16 protein-coding genes are annotated in these 20,247 nt (G+C 72.1%); 6 read left to right on the top strand and 10 right to left on the bottom strand.

What is annotated here, in order from left to right:
• Positions 1 to 98: 98 nt before the first annotated feature.
• Entirely contained in the window at positions 99 to 2,528 is a 2,430-nt protein-coding gene (locus tag AB0J33_RS29580; protein WP_363618158.1) for a Tex family protein, read from the top strand.
• Between the two features lie 229 nt (positions 2,529 to 2,757).
• Entirely contained in the window at positions 2,758 to 3,222 is a 465-nt protein-coding gene (locus tag AB0J33_RS29575; RefSeq protein ID WP_363618141.1) for a hypothetical protein, read from the top strand.
• Here the strand turns inward: AB0J33_RS29575 and AB0J33_RS29570 are convergent.
• From AB0J33_RS29570 to AB0J33_RS29555, 4 genes are all read right to left on the bottom strand, one after another.
• Positions 3,155 to 4,099: a DUF389 domain-containing protein gene (locus AB0J33_RS29570; RefSeq protein WP_363618139.1), complete on the bottom strand. Its 945-nt coding sequence runs from the start codon at positions 4,097 to 4,099 to the stop codon at positions 3,155 to 3,157. The genes AB0J33_RS29575 and AB0J33_RS29570 overlap by 68 nt on opposite strands.
• Before the next feature lie 218 nt (positions 4,100 to 4,317).
• Positions 4,318 to 5,559, bottom strand: a complete 1,242-nt coding sequence (locus AB0J33_RS29565) for a glycosyltransferase family 4 protein (protein WP_363618137.1) — start codon at positions 5,557 to 5,559, stop codon at positions 4,318 to 4,320.
• Between the two features lie 5 nt (positions 5,560 to 5,564).
• Positions 5,565 to 6,491 (bottom strand): NAD(P)-dependent oxidoreductase, encoded by a 927-nt coding sequence (locus tag AB0J33_RS29560; protein WP_363618135.1) that lies wholly within the window; start codon positions 6,489 to 6,491, stop codon positions 5,565 to 5,567.
• Positions 6,488 to 7,177: a sugar transferase gene (locus AB0J33_RS29555; protein WP_363618156.1), complete on the bottom strand. Its 690-nt coding sequence runs from the start codon at positions 7,175 to 7,177 to the stop codon at positions 6,488 to 6,490. The genes AB0J33_RS29560 and AB0J33_RS29555 overlap by 4 nt, the downstream gene beginning before the upstream one ends.
• A gap of 315 nt (positions 7,178 to 7,492) precedes the next feature.
• Here AB0J33_RS29555 and AB0J33_RS29550 point away from each other — a divergent pair, with 315 nt between their 5' ends.
• Genes AB0J33_RS29550 through AB0J33_RS29540 form a run of 3 tightly spaced genes read left to right on the top strand, consistent with a single transcriptional unit; the run spans position 7,493 to position 11,050 of the window.
• Positions 7,493 to 8,536: a polysaccharide biosynthesis protein gene (locus tag AB0J33_RS29550; RefSeq protein WP_363618133.1), complete on the top strand. Its 1,044-nt coding sequence runs from the start codon at positions 7,493 to 7,495 to the stop codon at positions 8,534 to 8,536.
• The gene (locus tag AB0J33_RS29545) at positions 8,533 to 9,525 is read left to right on the top strand and encodes an SDR family oxidoreductase (RefSeq protein ID WP_363618131.1); all 993 of its coding nucleotides are present in this window, start codon (positions 8,533 to 8,535) and stop codon (positions 9,523 to 9,525) included. Before AB0J33_RS29550 ends, AB0J33_RS29545 begins: the two co-directional genes overlap by 4 nt.
• A 58-nt stretch (positions 9,526 to 9,583) precedes the next feature.
• The gene (locus AB0J33_RS29540; RefSeq protein ID WP_363618129.1) at positions 9,584 to 11,050 is read left to right on the top strand and encodes an O-antigen ligase family protein; all 1,467 of its coding nucleotides are present in this window, start codon (positions 9,584 to 9,586) and stop codon (positions 11,048 to 11,050) included.
• Positions 11,051 to 11,055: 5 nt separating this feature from the next.
• Here the strand turns inward: AB0J33_RS29540 and AB0J33_RS29535 are convergent, their stop codons facing one another.
• The 4 genes from AB0J33_RS29535 to AB0J33_RS29520 are packed head-to-tail and all read right to left on the bottom strand — an operon-like array spanning position 11,056 to position 15,887.
• Positions 11,056 to 12,309, bottom strand: a complete 1,254-nt coding sequence (locus AB0J33_RS29535; RefSeq protein ID WP_363618127.1) for a glycosyltransferase — start codon at positions 12,307 to 12,309, stop codon at positions 11,056 to 11,058.
• A complete protein-coding gene (locus AB0J33_RS29530) occupies positions 12,242 to 13,501 on the bottom strand; it encodes a glycosyltransferase (RefSeq protein ID WP_363618125.1) in 1,260 nt (419 codons plus the stop codon). Before AB0J33_RS29530 ends, AB0J33_RS29535 begins: the two co-directional genes overlap by 68 nt.
• Positions 13,498 to 14,925, bottom strand: coding sequence for an oligosaccharide flippase family protein (locus AB0J33_RS29525; protein WP_363618123.1), 1,428 nt, complete (start codon positions 14,923 to 14,925; stop codon positions 13,498 to 13,500). Before AB0J33_RS29525 ends, AB0J33_RS29530 begins: the two co-directional genes overlap by 4 nt.
• On the bottom strand, positions 14,922 to 15,887 hold the full coding sequence (locus tag AB0J33_RS29520) for an NAD-dependent epimerase/dehydratase family protein (protein ID WP_363618121.1): 966 nt from the start codon (positions 15,885 to 15,887) through the stop codon (positions 14,922 to 14,924). The genes AB0J33_RS29525 and AB0J33_RS29520 overlap by 4 nt, the downstream gene beginning before the upstream one ends.
• 168 nt (positions 15,888 to 16,055) lie before the next feature.
• On the opposite strand from AB0J33_RS29520, the gene AB0J33_RS29515 reads away from it, so the two are divergent.
• Positions 16,056 to 18,083, top strand: coding sequence for a hypothetical protein (locus AB0J33_RS29515; RefSeq protein ID WP_363618119.1), 2,028 nt, complete (start codon positions 16,056 to 16,058; stop codon positions 18,081 to 18,083).
• A 13-nt stretch (positions 18,084 to 18,096) separates the two neighbouring features.
• On the opposite strand, the gene AB0J33_RS29510 is transcribed toward AB0J33_RS29515, so the two are convergent.
• Positions 18,097 to 18,615: an acyltransferase gene (locus tag AB0J33_RS29510; RefSeq protein ID WP_363618117.1), complete on the bottom strand. Its 519-nt coding sequence runs from the start codon at positions 18,613 to 18,615 to the stop codon at positions 18,097 to 18,099.
• A gap of 159 nt (positions 18,616 to 18,774) precedes the next feature.
• Positions 18,775 to 19,995 (bottom strand): glycosyltransferase family 4 protein, encoded by a 1,221-nt coding sequence (locus AB0J33_RS29505; protein WP_363618115.1) that lies wholly within the window; start codon positions 19,993 to 19,995, stop codon positions 18,775 to 18,777.
• Positions 19,996 to 20,247 lie beyond the last annotated feature (252 nt).

Genomic DNA, 20,247 nt, shown 5'->3' with positions numbered 1-20,247 from the left:
CCCCGTCCCGGCCGGGCGCGGCGACAGCGCCCGGGCCGGCCCGGCAGAATGCAGGCGTACCCGCTCTTGAAGGCGGATCGAGTCGAAGGCGGATCGAGATCGTGACCCAGTCTGTTCATCAGCGGATCGCCGACGAGCTCGGCGTGGCCGAGCGTCAGGTGCGGGCGGCCGTGGAGCTGCTCGACGGCGGCGCCACCGTGCCGTTCATCGCCCGCTACCGCAAGGAGGCCACCGGCCTGCTCGACGACACGCAGCTGCGCACCCTGGAGGAGCGGCTGCGCTACCTGCGCGAGTTGGACGAGCGGCGGGCCGCGGTGCTGGAGTCGATCCGCGGCCAGGGCAAGCTGGACGAGGCGCTGGAAGCGCAGATCATGGCCGCCGACTCGAAGTCCCGGCTGGAGGACATCTACCTCCCGTACAAGCCGAAGCGGCGGACCCGGGCGCAGATCGCCCGCGAGGCCGGGTTGGCGCCACTGGCCGAGACGCTGCTCGCCGACCCGAATCAGGATCCGCGCGCCACCGCCGCCGCGTTCGTCGATGAGGAGAAGGGGGTCGCCGACGCCGCCGCCGCGCTGGAGGGCGCGCGGGCGATCCTCATCGAGACCTTCGCCGAGGACGCCGACCTGATCGGCACGTTGCGCGAGCAGATGTGGTCGCGGGGTCGGCTGGTTTCCCGGGTACGCGACGGTCAGGAGGCGGCCGGCGCCAAGTTCGCCGACTACTTCGACTTCTCCGAGCCGTACCCGAAGCTGCCCTCGCACCGGATCCTGGCGATGTTCCGGGGCGAGAAGGAGGGCGTGCTCGACCTGACGATGGAGTCGGAGGAGGCGGGCGAGGCGGACGCCGTACCGACCGGCCCCACCCGGTACGAGGCGGCCATCGCCGGCCGGTTCGGGGTGTCCGACGCGGGGCGTCCGGCCGACCGCTGGCTGACCGACACGGTCCGTTGGGCGTGGCGCACCCGGATCCTCATCCACCTCGGTGCCGACCTGCGGATGCGGTTGTGGCAGGCGGCCGAGGAGGAGGCCGTACGGGTCTTCGCCACCAATTTGCGGGACCTGCTGCTCGCCGCGCCGGCCGGCACCCGGCCCACCATGGGCCTGGACCCGGGCCTGCGGACCGGCGTGAAGGTGGCCGTGGTGGACGCCACCGGCAAGGTGGTCGCCACCGACACCATCTACCCGCACGAGCCGCGCCGGCAGTGGGACGCCTCGGTGGAGACCCTGGCCCGGCTTGCCGGCGCGCACGGGGTGGAGCTGATCGCGATCGGCAACGGCACCGCCTCCCGGGAGACCGACAAGCTCGCCGGTGAGCTGATCGCCCGGCACCCGCAGCTCAACCTGACCAAGGTGATGGTCTCCGAGGCCGGCGCGTCGGTCTACTCCGCCTCCGCGTACGCCTCGCAGGAGCTGCCCGGGATGGACGTGTCGCTGCGTGGCGCGGTCTCCATCGCCCGCCGCCTCCAGGACCCGCTCGCGGAGCTGGTCAAGATCGATCCGCGTTCCATCGGGGTTGGCCAGTACCAGCACGACCTGTCCGAGGTGAAGCTGTCCCGGTCGCTGGACGCGGTCGTGGAGGACTGCGTCAACGCGGTCGGGGTGGACGTCAACACCGCCTCCGCGCCGCTGCTGACCCGGGTCTCCGGGATCGGCGCCGGCCTGGCCGAGAACATCGTGCTGCACCGCGACGCCAACGGCCCGTTCCGCTCGCGTACGGAGCTGAAGAAGGTGGCCCGGCTCGGGCCGAAGGCGTTCGAGCAGTGCGCCGGCTTCCTGCGCATCCCGGACGGGGACGACCCGTTGGACTCCTCCAGCGTGCACCCCGAGGCGTACCCGGTGGTGCGTCGCATCCTCTCCAGCACCGGGCAGGACCTGCGCTCGGTGATCGGTAAGAGCGGCATCCTGCGCGGGCTGCGGGCCACCGACTTCGTCGACGACCGGTTCGGCCTGCCCACCGTCACCGACATCCTCGCCGAGTTGGAGAAGCCGGGCCGCGACCCGCGCCCCGAATTCCGCACCGCCACCTTCGTCGAGGGGGTGGAGAAGATCAGCGACCTGACGCCGGGAATGGTGCTGGAGGGCGTGGTCACCAACGTGGCCGCGTTCGGCGCGTTCGTCGACGTCGGGGTGCACCAGGACGGTCTCGTGCACGTCTCGGCGATGTCCCGGACCTTCGTGAAGGACCCCCGCGAGGTGGTGAAGTCCGGCGACGTGGTCAAGGTCCGGGTGCTCGACGTGGACGTACCCCGCAAGCGCATCTCGCTGACCCTGCGCCTCGACGACGAGCCCGCCGCCGGTGGTGGTGGTCGGACGAGCCAGGAGGGGCGGGGTGGCCCGGCGCAGCGCGCGCCGCAGGGCGGTCGTGGCAGCGGCCAGGGCGGCCGCGAAGGCCAAACCGGTCGCGGCGGGCAGGACAGTCGCGGCGGTCGCGGCGGCGGGCAGGGTGGTCGCGGCGGGCAGCGGCAGGGCGCACCGGCGCCGGCCAACGACGCGATGGCGGAAGCCCTGCGCCGCGCCGGCCTGGCCTGACCCCGCTCAGCACGTCAAGCCCGCGTGACCCCGTCGATCATGGAGTTGTGGTGGGTGACAAATCACCCGCATAACGCCAAGCCAGGCACCACAACCCCTTGATCGACGAGGCCGAGCTGCCCCCGCGGTGGATCTGATGCCGGCGTGGACCTGCTCGACGCGGGTTCCCGCCCGGCACACACTGCGGCGGGGCGTCCTCGGCTGAGCGGACTCGCGTACCGTCGGCGTCGTGGGTGAGCGGGATGGCCGGGAGTGGCGGGATCAGCAGCGGCACGCGGTACGGGCGCACGCCGACGCGGAGGCGCGGCGGAAGGCCGCGGAGCAGGCGGAGGCGGCGGAGCTGGTGGCCTGGTTCGTGGCCGAGGCGACCCGGCGAGGGCTGCCCACGACTCGCCTGGTCGCCCGGGGCTACGACGGCCGTCGACACTACCGGACCGGGCTGACCGGCTGGTACGTCGACCGGGCCGAGACCCGGGCGGTGGACGTGGCCGGCCGGTTTCACCTGCTGACCGTGCGCGGTGGCCTGCGGGCCTGGCTGTTCGGCGTCGACCCGGAACCCAGCCCGGCACCGCTGGTCGTGGGGGCGGGTGGCCGCGACGGCGAGTCGATCCCGTTGCGGACGCTGCTCAGCCGGTTGCTGAACGGGACCGGCGAGCCAGACCCCACCACCAGACCTGCTGCACCACGAGGGTGAGCAGTCCGGCCAGGACGATCGCACCCAGGTTGATCACCAGTTGGAGTGCCGAGCCGCCCGCTTCGTCCCACACTCCGTAGGCGGTGGCCACCGCCACGTTCGCCGCGGCCGGGACCGTGGTCACCGAGATCAGCACCCCGACCAGGCTGCCGGACTTCTTCGACGTCAACGAGAGCATCCCGGCCACGCCGGCGAGTAGACCGACCACCCAGGACAGCGCGTCCGGCCGCCAGATGAAGTCGGTGAGCGGGCGTTCGGCGAGCAGCATCTCCCGACTGACCAGGCCGGCTGCGGTCAGCGCCCAGGTGCTCAGCACTGTCGCCACCACGGCCGCCAGGAAGCCGACCACCAGGGCCTGCACCGAGCGGCCGATCACCCCGAGCCGGCGGCGCAGCAACGCCACGCACAGCGCGGCGAGGGGGCCGAACTCCGGACCGACGACCATCGCCCCGACGATGAGAATCGGCTGGTCCAGCAGCACCCCGATGCCGGCGATCATGGTGGCCACCACGATCAGTACGAGGTACGTGCCGGACAGTTCCGTCTGCTCGCCGGTCTTCGCGGCGATCTCGTCCCAGACCACCGCGTCCGCGCCACTGCCCGGCGCCCGGTCCGCCGCCCGGTCGGCCGCCGCGGAGATGGTCAGCTCGATGTCTTCGGCTGCGATGCCGCCGCTGGTGTCCACGCCCATCCGCCGCAACTCCCGCAGCACGCGGTCGGCGCTCTCCCGCACCACGTCGCAGAGGATGAGGTCACCCTGCGGTTGCCGGGCGGCACCAGGCAGCACGGCGAGGTGAGTCACCCCGGCCTCTGCGGAGAGCAGGTCGACGACCTCCGTCGACCTGCTCTCCGGGGCGATCACCCTCAAGTGCAGCACGCGCCATCCCCCTCGCAGGTCCGGCCGTTTCTTCCCTCGCCCGACCGGCCGCCGCGACTCTACAGCTCGCCCTGTCGGGGCCAGGAGCAGCACCAGGCCGAGGCCACAACGTGCGCCTCGGCCTGGTCGGAGACCGCCATCGACTCACCCCGCGGGCGCTGGCCGCGCGCCACCAGTCTGGACGAGCTGCCCACGCTCGGGAACGTGCTGCATCGGGCTCACCGCCGTCGGTGACTCTCCACCGCCTCGCGCAGCGCCCGCTCGACCCGCTCGGCGCCGGCCGCGACGGAGAAGACCCGGTCGTAGTGCACCCGCCCGGCCTGACCGAGCAGTTCCAGCTTCTCCCGGCCCAGGTCGCAGAGTTCCCGCAGGGCATCGGCGATCGAGTCCGGGTCGCCCGGCCGAGCAGTGATACCCGCGCCGCTGTCCCGGGCGACAGCTGCGGCGTCGCCTTCCGCAGCGACCAGGAGGGCCCGCCCGGCGGCGAGGGTGGCCTGCACCTTGCTCGGCATCGTGTACGCCGACATGCCGCCGGGTCGCAGGCTGACGTAGTGCGCGTCGCCGGTGGCCATCAACGCGGGCATCCGCTCCCGGGGCAGCCGCCCGAGGAAGCGCACGTGTGTCGCGTTCGCCTCCTCGGCCCGGCGGCGCAGCCGGTCCTCGGTGGTACCGGAGCCGGCGATCAGGCAGACCAGCCGTGGGTCGCGGATCCGCGCGCAGGCGTCGATGAGCGAGTCGAGCCCCTGCGCCTCCCCGAGCGTGCCGGCGTACACCAGCACCACCTGGTCGGCGCGGAGCCCGAGCTCCGCGCGCAGGTCCGTGCCGCCGATACGCGGCGTCTCGTCCGCCCACACCGGAATGTGGACGAGCTTCTCCCGGGGCACGCCCCGGCTGGCGAGCAGGTCGGCGGCGCCCGGCGAGACGTACGCGACCCGGCCGGCGCTGCGGTACATCCCACCGCACCAGCCGGCCATGCCCCGCTCGATCATCCGCGACAGCCGATCGGTGCCGAGGAAACCGCTGGCCAGCGCGCTGTCCGGCCACAGGTCCAGCACGTGCAGCAGCACCGGCACCCGCTGGACGTACCGGGTGAACCACATGGGCAGGGCGACGCTGATCGGTGAGTTCCCGACCCAGAGGGCGTCCAGGCCGCGCAGCGCCGACGTGCCGGAAACCAGCGCCGAGGTGGCGAAGGACCCGTAGTTCGCCATCCGGCGCAGCGCGGAGCGGTCGTGGCTGGGGTAGAGGGCCACCCGCCGGATCCGGGTCGTCCCGTCGACCTCGTCGAGCCGACGGGTTACCCGGTAGCCGGGCGCCAACTCGCCGGTCGGGTAGTTCGGGAAGCCGGTGAGGACCTGGACCTCGTGCCCTCGGACCGCGAGGGCCCTGGCGAGCATTCCGGGGAGCGCGGCGGCGCCCGGCTCGGGGTCGAACCACTGGGTGAGCAGGCCGATCCGCATGGGCCTCACCTCGCCGCCGAGCCGGCGACGGGGCGGACGGACCGTTCGCCGTCGGCCTGCCAGAGCGTGGTCAGCGACTCCCCGAGGTCGTACCCGGGAGCCCAGCCGAGCACCCGGTTGGCGCGTTCGATGTCGGCGCACATCCAGGGCACCGCTGCGGAGCGGCTGGCATCCGGCGCGAAACTGCCGTCCCGGATCCGACCGGTGAAGCCGGACACCTCGGACAGCAGCTGTACGGCGTCCCGCGTCGCCACCGCCTTTCCGCTGCCCACGTTGAAGACCCGCTCGGGCCCCGGTCGGCAGCGCGCCGCCGCGAGGACGGCCGTGGCGACGTCCCGCACGTCGACGAAGTCCCGGTACGTGTCGTGCAGGCCCACGGCGATCTCCCTCGATCCGGCGGCGACCGCCGAGCGCACCATCGCGGTCACCCGGGCGAGCACGTTGCCCGGTGGCATGCCCGGCCCGACCGGGTTGAAGATCCGCAACACCATCGTGTCGAGCCGACCGGCCGCGGCCGCCAGCTCCGCCAACCGGGTGGCCGCCAGGTGGCTGAGCCCGTACTCGCCCACGGGTGCGCCCGGGTACTCCTCGCTGACCGCGAGGCCGTGCGGCACGGCACCGTACTCGGCGGCCGAGCCGATCCGGATCAGGCGGGCGCCGGGAGCGGCGGCGGCCACCGCCTCGATCAGTTTCGCGGTCGCCACGACGTGCGCCTGCACGAAGTCGTACCCGGACCCGACGATCCGCCCCGCGGCCGTCACCACCACGTCCGGTCGCTCCCGGGCGACCAGCGCGGTGAGGTCACGCAGCTCGACCCGGACCAGGTCACACTCGGTGCGGCTGACCGACCGGACGGTGGTGTGGGCGGCCAGCGCCGTGCGGATGTGTCGGCCGAGGAACCCGCCGGCGCCCAGGAGCAGGACCCGGTTCATCGCCGGTGGGCGGAGTCGTGGTCGGCGGTCGCCTGCGCGGGCGGGTTGCCGGTGAACTCGTGCCAGGTGGCCGCGCCCGGCGCGGAGATGCCCTGGCGGCTGAGCACCACCCAGATGGTGGCCAGGACGATCCGCAGGTCCAACAGGAAGGACCGCCGGTCGACGTACTCGACGTCGTAGGCGAACTTCGCGTCCCAGCCCAGCGCGTTGCGGCCACGCACCTGAGCCAGCCCGGTGATGCCCGGTCGTACGTCGTGCCGGCGGGCCTGTTCGGAGTTGTAGAGGCTGAGGTAGCGGACGAGGTGCGGGCGGGGACCGACCACGCTCATCTCGCCACGCAGCACGTTCCAGAACTCCGGCAACTCGTCGAGGCTGCTGGCCCGCAGCCAGCTGCCCACCCGGGTCAGCCGATCCGCGTCGCTCACCAACCCCCGGGCCGGGTCGGGGTGGCGCATGGTCCGGAACTTGACCACCTCGAACAGCTTGCCGTGCAGCCCGGGGCGGGTGTGCCGGAACAGCACCGGCCGGCCGTGCGCCACCAGCACGACCAGAGCCACCACGGCCATCAGGGGAGCGCCGAGCAGGAGGACGAGAAGAGCGCCGAGCACATCGAGGAGCCGCTTCCAGCGATCGTACGGTCGCCGGGTCGTAGTGCCGTCCCGAGGTGTTTCCGGACCGGTCGCCAGGCCGGAAGCACCGGCGCGCGCGTGCGCCGCGTGGAGAGCAACTTTTGGCATGGAGTACGCATACCACCTTTCTCAAGCGCCAACTCCCACTTTCGCGCTAACGCGTTTCCGCGCGTCGACAATGGAGCCGAACGGCCACTTCGAGGGCGCCGAGAGAGGTTCGCATATTTGTCGGCGGGGCGGCGGCGAACAGCGAACGCGATCCGAATTCCTTTTAGCGGAAGCGGGCACGGCGTCTCTTGTGCAACTGTAGGGTCGCTTCGACGAGAATCCGATTCCCGAGGACAGCGCCCCGGGAAACAGGCAGGAGAAGATGTGGTTTCCTCGCTTTCGGACCGGCGATTTCTGATCACCGGTGGCACCGGATCCTTCGGTCAGACGATGGTCTCCCGACTGCTCGACGCCGGCGCCGCCGAGGTGCGCGTACTCAGCCGCGACGAGTCGAAGCAGGACGCGATGCGGCACCGTCTCGGTGACGACCGGGTGCGCTACTACGTCGGTGACGTCCGGGACTACGACAGCGTGCTCAAGGCCGCCCGGGGAATGGAATTCGTCTTTCACGCCGCCGCCCTCAAGCAGGTTCCCTCCTGTGAGTTCTTCCCCCTCGAGGCCGTCCGCACCAATGTGCTCGGCAGCGCGAACGTGGTGGACGCCTGCGAGCGTGTCGGCGTCGAGGCGCTGGTGTTGCTCAGCACCGACAAGGCCGTCTATCCGGTCAACGCGATGGGCATGACCAAGGCCCTCATGGAGAAGGTCGCCCAGGCGCACTCCCGCAACAACCCCGAAGCCCGGACCCGGGTCTGCTGCGTGCGCTACGGCAACGTCATGTACTCGCGTGGATCGGTGATCCCGCTGTTCATCGACCAGATCCTCCGGGGTGGGCTGCCGACGGTCACCGAGCCGTCGATGACCCGCTTCCTGATGTCCCTGCCGCAGTCGGTCGACCTGGTCGAGCACGCCTTCCGGTACGGCCAGCCGGGTGACGTCTTCATCCGCAAGGCCGACGCCTGCACCATCGGCGATCTGGCCACCGCGCTGTGCAACCTGTTCGGGGTGCCGGCGAAGTTCAACGTGCTGGGCATCCGGCACGGGGAGAAGCTGTACGAGACCCTGGCCAGCCGCGAGGAACTCGCCCACGTCGAGGACCTCGGTGAGTTCCTCCGGGTGCCGGTGGACAGCCGTGACCTCAACTACTCCCTCTACTTCGAGGAGGGCGACGTCGAGAGCGGCAACATGGCCGACTTCCACTCGCACAACGCCCGGCGGCTCTCCGTACCCGAGATCGAGTCGCTGCTGATGACGCTGCCCGAGGTACGCGCGCAGGTCGAGGCCGCGGCGGCGGCGGTCGTAACGGCATGAGCACCGGTACCGGCGACCGGCGACCGGAGCTGGTCCCCCGTCGACGCAGCGGCCCCGGCGAGGACGAGCCGCGCTCGGCGCGACGGGTCCTCGTCGTCGGCGTCACCGGCATGCTCGGCCACGCGGTCGTGCGCGAACTCAGCGACGACCCGGACCTCGACGTGTACGGCGTGGCCCGCAGCATCGAGGACCGCGCGGGGTGGTACCCGCAGCGCCTGCTCAGCCGGATCACCCCGGCCGTCGACGCGACCCGGTTCGGCCAGGTCCGGCAACTCGTCGACGAGCTGCGGCCGGACGTCGTGGTCAACTGCGTGGGCGTGATCAAGCAACGGCCGGACGTGCAGGACGCGGTGCAGACCGTCACGCTCAACGCGCTCTTTCCCCATCTGCTCGCGGACGCCTGCGGGCACCTGGGCAGCCGCCTGATCCACGTCAGCACCGACTGTGTCTTCTCCGGCCGGCGCGGCGGCTATGTCGAGGACGACCTGCCCGATCCGCCCGACCTCTACGGACGGTCCAAGCTGCTGGGCGAGGCGACCGGGGTCCGCGCGCTCACCCTCCGTACGTCCATCATCGGACACGAGCTGGTCACGAACCGTTCGCTGGTGGACTGGTTCCTCTCCCAGCGGGGGCAGGTGCGCGGCTTCACCCGGGCCATCTACAGCGGCGTGACGACGGTCGAGTTCGCCCGACTGCTCCGTACGGTGATCCTGCCCCGGGAGGATCTGACCGGGCTCTACCACGTGGCCGCCGACCCGATCTCGAAGTACGACCTGCTCCGCCTGATCGCCGAGGTGTACGGGTGGCCCGGTGACATCGTGCCGGACGACGTGTTCGCCTGCGACCGGTCGATGAACGCGGACGCCCTCGCCGAGGCTACCGGCTACCGGCCGCCGGACTGGCCGGACATGATCCGGGCGATGCACGCCGCCAGGGCCCGCTGGGCTGTCGACCGGGCCGAGGCGGGCCTACAGGACGTGCCTCGCTGAAGGCGGACCACCCGACGACCGCCAGCAACGCCTGCGGCCGGATTTCAAAGGACATCACGTGGGAAACCGGATGGGCCAACTGGGCCTGCTCGTCGGCGCGACGTGTCTCGTGGTGGTCACCACCATCGCCGCCATCAACGTGCCGTTGGTAGCGACCGGGGTGGTGGCGCTGGTGCTCCTGCTCGCCCTCAGCCGGCGGGTGGACGGCTGGCGGTGGATGTTGGCCCTGACCATGGGGCTTCTGGTCTGCGCCTCGTCCAACGTGCCGGCCCTGGTCGAGGCCAGCTTCTACCCCCGGTACGCGGCGGTCGCCGGCCTGGTCCTCTGGGGGCTCTGCCTACCGGGGCGGACACCAACGCACACCGACCCGTGGAGCCGGGTGTTCGTCGCCGCGCTGTGGGTGATGGCCGGTCTCGCCACGCTGAGCTTCGCCTGGTCGGTGGTTCCGATGGAGACCCTCCAGCGGGGCGTCGCGCTGCTGTTGCTGGCTGCCCTGGTGCACGTACTCATTCGGCGTCGCTGGCCCGATCGCAGTGTCATGATGGCCGACCTGCGCGTGGTGTACCTGGTCCTCAGCGCGTCCATCGTGATCAGCCTCGGCATCGGGTTCGCCGACGGCACGCTCGTCGCCGCGACCTCCAGCGTCACGCGCTTCCAGGGCCTCTACAACAACCCGAACATGCTGGGCATCGTCTGCGCCCTGACCATCCCGTTGGGCTGGGCGGTCTACCGGCAGTCCCGGCGGCACGCCGCACTGCTCGGCATGGTGCCGGCCGCCGCCAGCCTCCTGCTGTCCCAGTCCCGCACCGCGCTGATCGCCGTGCTCGTCGGCGCGCTCTGGCTCGTGCTGCGCTACGGGCTCGGCCGGATGGTCCGGCTGGCCGCGGGGGTGGCCGCCCTGCTGCTGGTGGCGCAGCTGCTCAACCTGCTGCCCGCCATCTTCGCGGCGCCCTGGATGCGACAGTTCGTCCTGCGCTTCACCGACCCCACCGGCGGCGACCTGTCCAACGGCCGGACCCAGATGTGGCAGGCGACCATCGACCTGTGGTGGCAGAACCGCCCGACGCTGGGCTTCGGGTACGCGTCGCGTAACCACCTGTTCGAGTTGGCCAGCGCCGACGACTTCTTCGGCACCACCGGTGTCAGCGTGGTGCACAACAGCTACCTGCAGTTGCTGCTGGAGTTGGGCCTCGCCGCCGTCCTGCCGTTGCTCGTGCTGCTGATGGCCGCCGGGCGGGTCGCGCTGCGGGCCCCGGTGCGCCGGGCCGACGCGGGTCTCGTCTGGCTCGTCGTCACCGGCCTGCTGATCCAGGTCACCGAGTCGGCGATGTTCGGCACCGGCCAGACCTACCCGTACGTGTTCTGGACGGTGGTCGCCGCCGCGCTGCTGCACCTGCCGAGGAAGCGGGACCGCGCCGGTCGGGACGCCGCCCGCGCCGACCGGCCGCACGCGGAGCCGCGTCAGCAGCGGGCCGGCGTGGTCGAGAACGGCGCGCCGCGCCGGCCCGCCACGCTGTCGCGCTGAACGGCTCAGTCGCCCCGGCCCGCCGTCACGAAGGCGCTCACCCGCTCCCGCCAGGCGCGGTGGTCGAAGGATTCCCGGGCCCGCGACCGGGCCGCCCGGCTCATCGCCGTCCACTCCTCGTCCCGTAGCCGCAACGCCCGCTCGATCGCCAACCGGACGTCGTCCGGCCTGTTTCCGTCGAGCACCAACCCCTCGACCCCGTCGTGTACGTAGGCGGCCAGGTCGCTGGTGTGGTTGAGCAGCACCGGGCAGCCGGCGGCGAGGCTCTCCGGCACCTTGGACGGAAAGCCGTTGGCCGCGTACCCGCCGGTGGGGCGGACCAGCATCGAGAAGTGCGACTGCGCCAGCAGGGCCAGCACGGCCTCGCGCGGAACGCGGCCGAGGAACCGCACGTCGGCCGAGACCGCGTCGAGCACCGCGACGTCCAGGTCCGAGTGGGCGGTGGCGGCCTCCCGGCTGACGCCGGCGATGGTGAGGCTGACCCGCCGCTGGTGCTCCGGGGCGAGCTGGCTGATCCCGCGCAGGATCACGTCGAGCATGTCCTTGCGCCCGGGGGTGCCCGCGTAGAGCAGCCGCAGGCCGTCGCTGATCGGGGGCGGTTGCGGCGCCCGGAACTCGTCGCAGTCCACCTGCGGCGGCACCACCAGCACCTCCATGCCGTGTCCGGCCAGGTACTCGGCAAGCGTGGTGGAGACCGCCGTGGCCCGGTCGACGAGTCGGGTCGCCAGGAACGTGGACCAACGATGCCGGACGAAGTACGGGGTGAGCCAGCCCCGCCGGAACTGCCGCCGGTCGTGGCGCTCGCTGGCGTCCACCACCACCGGGCACCGCAGGGTGAGGCGCAGGGTCGCCCAGTTGCCGAGGGTCATCAGCGCCATCGGCAGCAGCACGACGCTCACCTGACCGCGCTGCACGCCGGCGCGACGGACGGCCCGCAGCACCCGCAGCGGTCGGGCCAGCCGGGCCGACATGCGGGTGAGGTGGTGCCGACCCCGGATCCGCATGGTGATCAGGTCGATGCCGGCCGGGCCGGGCTGCCCGGCCGGGAAGGCCACCTCGCAGGGCCAGTCGTTGACGACGAGCGTGCGCCCGCCGTCGGGCGCGGCGCTGCGGGCGAGTTGCAGCAGGCGGTTGGAGGTGGCGTCCCCGTGCGGGAAGGCGTACGCGCCCACGAGCAGCGGACGCGGCTGGTCAGCCCGCCCGGTCGACTCCGCGTCCGGCCGTGGTCGCCGGGTGAGCACCGTTGTCTGGTCGTCCATCTCTCTCCCCGTTTCGAGCAGCCTCGCGGCCAGCTCCGGATCCTGGTGGCCCCGGGTGGTACGGGTGGGCCGACGCCCGCCGGTAGATCGTCAGGTGGGTGGTGGCCGCCGTGTCGATCGCGAAGACGCTGCGCGCGAACCGCTCGGCCGCCGTCGAGGCCGAGGTCTGCCCGGTGTACGACGCCGCCGCGCACACCGCGCTGGCCCACGCCTGCGGCGCGGCATCGGTGTCGACGATGGACACCCCGGGCAGGTGCTCGGCGATGAACCGCACTCCCGGCAGGTCGGCGGCCACCGTGCCGACACCCAACGCGACCGGCTCCAGCACGCCCCCGGGCAGCCCTTCCAGGCAGGAGGGGTGGACCACCACGTCGGCCTGGCTCAGCAGCCCACCCACGTCGTCGCGCGGACCCAACAGGTGCACCCGCTCGGCGAGACCCGCGGCGGCAGCCGCCACCCGGACACGTTCGTCGTCCGTGTCGTCGCCCGGTCCGATGAGGACGGCGTGGGCCTGCACTCCCCGGGCGCGCAGGGCGGCGAGGATCGGCGGCAGGAGCCACCGCCGCTTCTCCGGCGACGCCCGACCGACGCTCACGCAGACCAGCTCACCCGGGCGGGCGCCGATCAACTCCCGCAGGTCGTCCTGGGCGGGGCGGCGCAGCCGGTCCAGGTCGAGCCCGTTGAGGACCACCTGGCAGCGGGGGTCGTCGCGCCAGCGCGGGTCGTAGGCGAAGGTGAGCGAGCTGGGCGAGACGCCGAGGATGTCGGTGGCGGTGGCCCGCAGCAGCCGCTTGCAGATCCACCGGTAGACCCGTCGGCGCAGGTTGCGGTGCTGGTTGTCGTCCCCCCGGAAGTGCGCGACCCGCCCGCGTACGCCGCACAGGGCGGCGAGGGCGAGCAGTACCCCGGAGAAGTTGGCGCAGTCGACGTGCACCACGTCCGGCCGCAGCCGCCGCAGCAGCCGCAGGAAGCGGGTGACGAAGCGCAGGTCGAGCGGTATCGGGTGGATCGAACCGCCGTGTCGGGCGACCACGCCGGCCAGCGGGCCGGGACCGACCCGGTCGTCGAGCGTCACCAGATGCACCCGTACGCCGGCGGCGGACAACCGGGGCAGCAACTCGGCCGTGCGCATCTCGGTGCCGCCGAAGTTCAACTCACCGACCACCCGCAGCACCCGGCACTCGCCGCTCACGTCGGCTCTGCCCGGGTGATCGCCCGCCGGTAGCCGACCAGCACGGCCGGCCACATGGTGAGCAGGTACGCGACGCAGGCCGCCGCCGGTAGGCCGGCGAGCCCGAACCGCCGCAGCGCCCAGACCTTGAGCGCGGTCGCCAGCAGCAGGAACGTGGCCCAGCCGACGAACTGCGGGCGGAGCAGCCCGATGCTGTTCTGCACCAGGATCAGCGGGGAGGCGACCGCGATCAGCAGGGACCAGATCGCCAACCCGATCAGGACCGTGACCGGGATCTCCGTCCGGTCGATGCCACCGACCCAGAGGTCGATCAGCCGGTGGCCGTAGCCGACCAGGACGGCCCCGACCGTCCCCACGATCAACCCGTAGAGCAGCACCATGCGCCGGGTGTTGCGACGCACCCAGGCCACCTCGCCCCGGGCCAGGGCGGCCCCGTTGATCGGCCAGACCGTCATGCCGACCAGCCCGACGAAGATCGAGAGGACGCCGAACAACTTCCCCACGACCGCGTAGTGCGCCGCCGTGGTGGCCCCGAGGACGTTCGCGACCAGCGGGCTGTCCACGTTCAGCGCGACCGCCGACATCGCGGTGAGCACGAAGAACCGCAGGCCCAGCCGGAGCAGACCGACGGCGGTGGCCCGGTGCACGAGTTTCGGGCCCGGCCGCCGCCCGCGGTCCTGCAACCAGAAGTAGGTGACGCAGTTGAGCAGGTTGGTCGCCGGCACGGCCAGCACCGCGCAGGCGACGACCGTCAGTGGTCTCCACCCGGCGGCGATGGCGCCCAGCACGGCCGCCATCGCCGCCAGCGCCCCGGCCGACTGCCAGATGTTGCTCTGCACCACCTGGCCACGGGCGTACTGGATCCGTTGGATCAACGAGAGTGGAATGTTGACCAGGAAGGCACCGAAGCAGAGCAGGACCAGCGCGGACGCCTCCGCGGCGACACCCGGGTCGGTGACGTTGAACAACGCGGCCCAGGGCAGCACGGGGACGACCAGCACGAGACCCACCAGCAGCGCCGCCGCGACCACCCCGAGGGTGGCGAACGCGCTGGACACCTCCCGGGCCTGTTGCCGGGCGTCGTCGGTCAGGTGACTCAGTCGGGTGAGCAAACCGTTGCCCAGCCCCAGATCCGCGAACCACGCCATCCCGGTGAGGGCGGTGACCGCCATCCACAGGCCGTACCGTTGGTCGCCGAGGTACCGGAAGCAGGCCGGGGTGATGACCAGGGGCGCGGCCAGGCCGATCCCCTTCGCCACCATCGCGGCGGCGATGCCCACCGTGACGGTGCGGTCCCGATCCTTCGACGCCGCCGGGACAGGCGGGGCGGGCGCGACCGTGGTGCCGGCGGGCGGCCCGGCGGCCGGCACCGCCGCCACCGAGGCCGCCGGCTCGGGTACGGCCCGACTCGCTGCCCGGGTCACCGCAGCGCGGCGGCTACGGCAGGCTCGGCGTCCAACCGCCCGGCCATCCACTCGACGGTCGCGCGCAGCCCCTCCGCGCGGGGCACCGGTGCGACGTCCGGGAACAGGTGCCGCAGGGTGGCGTTGTCGGCCAGGGAGTGCGCGACGTCGCCGGTGCGTGGCGGCGCGTACGCACGGGCGATCGGCCGCCCGCACAACCACTCCAGCTCGTCGAGGACCCGCAACAGGCTGGCCCGGGCCCCGAAGGCGAGGTTGACCGGCTGGGGATGGTGGACCCGGCGACGTAGCGCGTCGAGGATGACATCGCAGACCGTGCCGACGTAGGTGAAGTCGCGCGACTGCGTCCCGTCGCCGTGCACCACGACGGGTTCGTCGCGCAGCGCGGCGTGCACGAAACGGGGAATGACGGCGGCGTACGCGTGGTCGTGCCGCTGCCCCGGGCCGAACACGTTGAAGAAACGGAAGGCCAACGTCGGCAGCCCGAACGACGCCTGGTGGGCCAGGGCGTACGCCTCGGTGGCGAGCTTGCTGGCCGCGTACGGGCTCATCGGGCGGGTCCAGGTCAGTTCGGTCTTGGGCAGCGCCGGGTTCATGCCGTACACCGACGAGGAGGACGCGACCAGGACGTGCCCGACGTCGTGGCGGCGGGCCGCCTCCAGCACCATGAGCGTGCCGGTCGCGTTGGCGTGGTGGGAGGCCACCGGGTCACTCAGCGAGCGGGGGACGCTGGGCAACGCGGCCAGGTGGACCACCGCCTCGCGGCCCGCCATCGCCGCGTCCAGTGCGGCCGGTTCCAGGATCGAGCCCTCGATCAGCTCGACGTCCAGACCGTCGAGGTTGGCCCGCAGCCCGACCGAGAGGTCGTCGAGGACGGTGACCTCCCCGACGGTGGGCTCGGCCACCGCGGCGCGGGCCAGGTTGGACCCGATGAAACCGGCTCCGCCGGTGATCAGAACGCGCATGAAACCCCCCGTTTACGCCAGAACACCTGTTCATCGACTGAGCGCGGGCGGCGTGACGGCGACGACGGCAAATTCACCCTGTCCGGGTGGTGACCGAGAGCGGCCAGCCTCGCCCCGACGGGGGACAGTGGGGTCGTCGTGCGTGCGCTCGCGGTGGGAGGTGCGACCGTGCCCGAGCTGATCGTCTACCGGTCCAACGCCCTGATGTCCGTCAGGTCGCGCTTCGACGGCACCCGTGACCTGGTCATGCCCGCCAACCTCGCGTACGCCGAGGCGATGGTCGGCATGTGGCACTCGGGTCTTCCCCAGGTCACCCTGGTGCCCTCGACCGCGACCGACGCCCAGGTGTGGCCGGTCATGTCCGCCGTCGGCACGAAGATCCACGACACCTCCGACGACAACTGCCCGATCAACACCGGCTGGTCGTACGTCGGCGGCAACCACGGCTACAACGTCGGCAACCAGATCGTCGTCACCAACCACGGCAAGACGACGGCCGACGTGGGCTCGCAGTGGACCGACGGAACGCGCACCTTCACCCTGCTGGCCATCACCAACGCGGACAGCCTGCTGTTCGGCAACCCGTACACGATCGTGGACGGCATCGCGCAGGGCGACCGGGTGAAGCCGGCCGCGCCGCTCACCCACCTCTCGGGGGCCATCCACACGGCCACCGTGCCGATCACCGGTCTGACGCCCGACGTGCAGATCCGCCCGGCCACCCACTCCCACACGGTGACGGTCGAGCTGGACGGACGACCGGTGCCGGACGGCCGGTCCACCGGCCAGGAACTGACGATCCGGGAGTCCTACCTGATCCCGTCCTACCAGGGGATGATCGACACCGCCCGCGCCAACGTCGGCACGCCCATCGCCACGATCATGTCGCGGATCCCGTCCCTGTGCCGCGTCTCGAACGTGTACCGCTGGTCGCAGGGCGGCCTGCTGGTCGGGCAGACGGTGGCCGCGCTGGAGCGCTTCACCCTGAACGCCGGGGTCACCCAGTGCCATCCGCTGACCCCGGTGGCCGGCGGCACCCGCCGGCAGTTCATGCCGAACGTGGGTACGGCCGGCGGCCTGAACTGGTCGGTGTGGGCGAACATCGACACGCTGGCGGCCCTCACCGACATCACCCCGGCGACGCTCACGAACCCGCTGTTGCCGGCGAGCAGCATGACGCAGTGGGTGGTCGACAGCGGCCAGGTCCAGCAGTGGGGCATCGCCGTCGGATTGCTGCCGGTCGCCGACGGTATGCCCGAGATCCGGGCTCGGCGCACCACGGCCAAGGGGTGGTTCATCAGCGCCAGCCTGAAGAAGAACTACCCGCAGCTGGTGTGGGGCCGCACCCTCGAGGCCGGCGAATCGGTGACCGGCACCGCCTACCGGCGCTACCTCGCCCCGCCCTCGGCCGCCACCGAGATCGTCGTGTCGGACTCCACCCACGACTTCGTGCTGATCGAGCGGGTCGACGCGGTCGCCCAGACCCAGATGGCCGCGCCGCAGCTGTTCCACCGGCTGCTGGTCCCGGCGGGCCCGACGAACCTCACCGTGCCGGACCGGGTCGCCGTCGCGGGGATCTCGTACGGCATGACGGTCCCCACCGGGTACGGGATGTGGCGCGCGGTGCCCGGTCCGTCCCGGGTGGGGCCGCTGCCCGGGGCGACCAGCCCTCGTGGCAGTTACTTCCTCCCGCTCGCCGGCCGGACGCAGAGCGTCAGCTACGCCGGCACCTACCAGTCACTCCTGTTGCACCCGGTGTACCTGGCGGAGCCCACCCCGGTCGACCGGGTGTGCGTCGAGGTCACCGAGGCGGGTACCGGGCTGCTGCGGCACGGCGTGTACGCCCACGATCCAGCGACCGGCCGTCCGGCCGTGCTCGGCCCGATCGCCGACTTCGGCGGCGTCACCGTCACGTCCGTCGGGGTCCAGGAGTCGGTGCTCGCCGTTCCCGTGGTGCTGCCCGCCGGCTGGCACTGGTACGGGCACGTGTGGCAGACGAGCGACGGCACCGCGCCCGCGTTGCGGGCCAGCGACGCCGGCGCCGCCACCACCCTGAACCTCGGCACCAGCTCGGCGGCGATGACCGGGGACCGGTTCGGTTACGAGGTGACCGGGACGACCGGGGCGTTGGGGGCGATCACCATCTCCGGCGTCCACCAACTGCCGCCACCACGGGTCGCGTACCGACGGGCCTGAGCCGGCGCACGGCTCAGACGGTGGTCACCCCGTAGATCCTCTTCATCGCGGCGTGCTTCTCTGGGACGGGAAGGTGCCCGATGCCCAGCGACTTGGCCTGCAACCGTGCGAGGTACTCGTCGGTGGTCCGCAGCGGTCGCGCCGGGACACCGGCCGCCACCGTGTTGTCCGGGATGTCGCGCGTGACGATCGAGCCCGCCCCGATGACGCACCGGTTCCCGATGGTGACGCCGGCCAGGATCATCGACCGCATCCCGATGTAGACGTCGTCGCCGATCGTGATCGGCGCGGTCCAGTCCAGGTCGGGGTGGTCCTTGCGCAGGATCAGGGTGCCGCCGTCGTGGGTGACGAACTGCACCTCGGAGGTGATGTAGACGTTGTTGCCGATGGTGATCAGCCACGGCTCCGAGCCGAACATCGCCCGGCTGATCCCGTAGAACCTGACCCGTCCGGTCAGGTTCACCCCGAGGGACCGCGCGAACGCCTCGGGGTCGCGGGTGGCGGCCAGGTGGTCCCGGACTCGTCGGACCATCGTACGAACGCGTCTGGGCACGTGCTGTCCTCGCTGGTCGGGCCGGTCGGGGTGGCGGACCCGCCCACGCGGGCCCAGCCATTGCAACGACGCAGTTCCAGCCCGAGTGACGCGATCACGGCCAGCCGGCTCAGGGTCCGACCGGTTCGGGCCGCCGGTTCAGGCGCAGAACCGCCGGGCGTGGTCCAGCACGTTGAGTTCCCGGACCTGCTGTCGCCAGAGTCGGTAGCGCCGGCCGGCGATCTCCTTCGCCTCGGCGCGCTCCCCGGCCGACCGGTCGGCCAGCCGGTCGAGGGTCTCGCTCAGCGCGGCAGCCGTCGCGGGTCGGACCACCGCTCCCCCGCCGGCGGCGATCAGGTCGCTGAACGGCGTCGCGTCGGAGCAGACCACCGGGCAACCGGACGCCAGGCTTTCCAGGATGACGTGCCCGTAGTTCTCGCCGAGCGTCGGAAAGAGGAAGGCGTCGTAGCGACTGAAGGTGGCCATCACCTCGTGCGCCCCGAGCTCGCCCCGGTAGCGGACCCGCACATGGTCGGGCATCGCGTCGATGAGGCGTCGGCAGCACGCCCAGTACTGGGCGTCCTCCCGCGGGCCGTAGATGTCGAACTCCAGCGGTCGGGTGGCGCCGCCGACCGCCTCCAACGCCCTGGTGAGGTTCTTCATCGGGGAGATCCGACCGACGAACACCAACCGCAGCGGCCCGTCGTGCACGACGACCGGAGGGGCCGGACGCTCCGGGATCGGGCACTCGTTGCCGTTCACCATGATCTGCGCCCAGGGCACGTTCGCGCGGATCTGCTCCTCCTCCAGTCGGCTGCACGCCTGCCAGCGCACGTCGAGCCGACGCAGCAGCGGGGCCCAGACCGCCAGGAACAGACGCTTCTTGCGCGCCTTGATGGCGAGTGCGCCCGGCGACAGCTCGCCGCGCGGGGCCAGCATGATCGCGCGGACCCGCACCAGCCGCAGCGCCACGGCCAGGATCGGCAGCACCGAGAAGAGCGACCAGAGGCTGTTGACGTAGATCAGATCCACCGGGCGGGAGCGGATGTGCCGCGCCAGCCGGACCCAGTGCCGCAGGGCGAACGGTCCGAGGTAGAAGACGGCGCACCGGTCGTCGCGGCGCACCAGCTGCCCGGACAACCCCGGGTAGGGTGTGGGCGAGGAAAGGTCCCGGTCTCCGGTGACCAGCGTGACGTCGAGGTCGTCCGGCAGGGTGTCCAGGATGAACCGCAGGGAGCGGATCGGCCCGCCGCCCCGGAAGCCCGGTTCGAACACACGAGCGGTGGCGAGCACCCGGTAGCCCGACGTGGTCGCGGATCGCGCCGTCCCCCTCGGTGTCCCGGCGCTGCCGGGGAGACGCGTGCTTGCCAGCTCGTTCACCTTCGGCTCACCTTCCAGACTGCTGTCCCGGCGTCGGCACGGGCACACCGGCACCGGGGTCGCGCGAGGGTTGACGAGAGCACCCGGGAGGAGGCGCCGGGAGCGGCTCGCAGGTGACGACCGGCACTGGGGGAGCCCGCGCGTTCGCGGCCACGGGTGTCCGACCGTCACCATCGCCGGCACCCACCCGTCACCACCGGCACCGGTAACCGGTTCAGATGACGGAGAGCGGCCAGCGTTCTCCGTAGCCGA

The sequence above is a fragment of the Micromonospora sp. NPDC049645 genome, from assembly GCF_040675155.1.
In the GTDB taxonomy this organism is placed as follows: Bacteria; Actinomycetota; Actinomycetes; order Mycobacteriales; family Micromonosporaceae; genus Micromonospora.
This window is presented reverse-complemented; position numbering and strand designations above follow the sequence as displayed.

Coding starts and splice junctions, on each gene's coding strand:
- AB0J33_RS29535 (WP_363618127.1), bottom strand. CDS start 12,309: ATGGACGACCAGACAACGGTGCTCACCCGGCGACCACGGCCGGACGCG.
- AB0J33_RS29510 (WP_363618117.1), bottom strand. CDS start 18,615: ATGGTCCGACGAGTCCGGGACCACCTGGCCGCCACCCGCGACCCCGAG.
- AB0J33_RS29520 (WP_363618121.1), bottom strand. CDS start 15,887: ATGCGCGTTCTGATCACCGGCGGAGCCGGTTTCATCGGGTCCAACCTG.
- AB0J33_RS29565 (WP_363618137.1), bottom strand. CDS start 5,559: ATGCGGATCGGCCTGCTCACCCAGTGGTTCGACCCCGAGCCGGGCGCC.
- AB0J33_RS29560 (WP_363618135.1), bottom strand. CDS start 6,491: ATGAACCGGGTCCTGCTCCTGGGCGCCGGCGGGTTCCTCGGCCGACAC.
- AB0J33_RS29545 (WP_363618131.1), top strand. CDS start 8,533: ATGAGCACCGGTACCGGCGACCGGCGACCGGAGCTGGTCCCCCGTCGA.